Below are 2,346 nucleotides of genomic sequence, written 5' to 3' on the forward strand. Positions count from 1 at the left end.
CGCAGGCTGGACTCTTCCCGAACCAAGTTTAAGACGAGGTGATCCTTGAGGTTTTTTACATTAATCCTTAAAGGATGGAAGAAATATGCGACACTCCTGCCGAGTAACTGGCTAGCCGAGACCCCGGAGACGTTTACGTCGAGGAGGCTTGGCAGACAGTCGGCGGAAAGGGAGTGGATTTCTGGAATCGACTGAAAAGAAATTTTTAAGAACCTTTTTCACTGGTTTTATTAAGTGGAACAATAATGAAAAAACCCCTTCCGATTGTGGAAAGGGTTTATTTCCGTAATTATCCTTCCATAATCGAATAAGTCCCTTCACCACCGTGGATTTCAAGGAACATATCCATCAAGGATTTCGTTAGCTGATTTGCTTCCGTGGTTGAAGTATTGGGTTGTAAATAAATGATTTGGATGGCTTTTTTCGTTTCCTCAGTGACTTTCGTGCGTTCTGAATCAACGTAGGGACTTCCGAATGCGCCAGCATGATCGGCTGAGGTAATCATATTTTCCATGGAATTGAAGCGGCCGTTCAAACCGTCATACCCATCTGCCCCCTCGCCAATCTTGATCGAGATGTCTCCCGTTAATTTTTCAGCATCATAAATGCCGATCGGAACTTCATATAACAGTGAGAAGAAGTTATTCAAATCGATGGCCGAATGGATGGGCGTCAAGTAATTCTGTTTTTTCACGCGGCGGTATAGGGCTTCCACGGAGGGACGATACCGTGACGGGTTTGTTCCTGTAGCCTTGAAAATTTCCCGCCACACTTTAATGCCGGAAAAGTCGGTCAATTCCTTTTCTTCAAGGTCGAAGAAAAGAGCTTCCTGAAATAGTTGAAGTCTTCCTTTCACCATTTGCGGGGAGGGACCGACTTCGATGTTTTCATATGTAATGACCCCGACTTTGAATTCAGGGATTTTACTGCTAAGATTAGCTGATACGGTAATTTCCAACCGTTTCACCTCCAAAAATGATTGCAATTAGTTTATCATAGATAGCAATGGTTTGAAATGGATTCAAGCTTCAATGGGAATACTGAATGAACGTAGGTGATTAATATGGATATGAACTCATTCAAGCAAGAAGTGATTTTATATAGTAAGGAAATCGGCATCGATAAAATCGGCTTTACTTCGGCTACGGCTTTCACCGAACTGAAAGGTCGGCTGATACGTCAACAGGAACTGGATTACCAGTCAGGGTTTGAAGAAGCCGATATAGAAAAAAGGGTAAGGCCTGAATTGATATTCGATAAACCGCAATCCATCATTTCGATTGCGCTTGCTTATCCTTCGAAATTGAAGGATGCTCCGCAAAGTACAAAAAGTGAACGCCGCGGAATCTTTTGCCGGGCGTCTTGGGGAACGGATTATCATACCGTTCTTCGTAATAAATTGCAGTTACTTGAGAATTTCATTAAAGATAAAGTGCCCGGGGCAATGATGAAGTCCATGGTTGATACGGGTGAGTTATCAGATAGGGCAGTGGCTGAGCGTGCAGGTATTGGCTGGAGTGCAAAAAACAGTATGATCATCACACCGGAGTTCGGGTCTTATGTATACTTGGGAGATATGATCACCAACCTGCCGTTTGAACCGGATCAACCGATGGAAGATCAATGCGGGACATGCAATAAATGTGTCGATGTTTGCCCGACTGGAGCGCTCGTTCAGGGCGGGCAGCTAAATTCCAAGCGTTGCATTGCGTTCTTGACACAGACAAAAGGTTTCCTTCCGGATGAGTTCAGGACGAAAATAGGCAATCGTTTGTATGGATGTGATACATGCCAGACCGTTTGTCCGAAAAACAAAGGAATGGATTTTCATTTTCATGAAGAAATGGAACCCGATCCCGAGCTGGCGAAACCGCTGTTAAAACCCCTGCTTACGATTTCAAATCGGGACTTCAAAGAGACATACGGCCATGTATCTGGCTCTTGGCGCGGTAAAAAACCAATCCAACGAAATGCCATTTTAGCATTGGCCCATTTCAAAGATGAAACGGCATTGCCTCTATTGATACAGGTCATGAAGAATGATCCGCGACCCGTCATCAGGGGGACGGCGGCCTGGGCAGTTGGGAAAATTGGCCGGGAGCAGGCTGTTTCCGCATTGGAAGAAGTACGAATGAAGGAAAAGGATGAAGAGGTATTGGCGGAAATTGAGAAAGGACTGCAGTTTACCTTGGAAACAAAATAATATTTAAAATGCAGCCGCCTCGTAAATATAACGGGGCGGCTTTTTTGCTTAGGCTCTTTTCGTAAAGATTGTTGTTTTTAAAACGAAACGATTTAAGGTTGATTGGAGCGGAAGTGCGAGACTCCTGCGGGAGCAGCGGGACA

2 protein-coding genes are annotated in these 2,346 nt (G+C 44.5%); one reads left to right on the forward strand and one right to left on the reverse strand.

Features of this window, described 5'->3' with window-relative positions; genetic code table 11:
- Positions 1–289: 289 nt before the first annotated feature.
- Positions 290–958 (reverse strand): B3/B4 domain-containing protein, encoded by a 669-nt coding sequence (locus tag AC2YHV_RS27515; RefSeq protein ID WP_057275618.1) that lies wholly within the window; start codon positions 956–958, stop codon positions 290–292.
- Between the two features lie 105 nt (positions 959–1,063).
- Here AC2YHV_RS27515 and queG point away from each other — a divergent pair, with 105 nt between their 5' ends.
- Positions 1,064–2,203 carry a tRNA epoxyqueuosine(34) reductase QueG gene (gene queG, locus AC2YHV_RS27520; RefSeq protein ID WP_369315850.1) on the forward strand — a complete coding sequence of 380 codons (1,140 nt, stop codon included), beginning with the start codon at positions 1,064–1,066 and terminating at the stop codon, positions 2,201–2,203.
- Positions 2,204–2,346: the final 143 nt, after the last annotated feature.

Source organism: Peribacillus sp. SRI_006 (genome assembly GCF_057586375.1).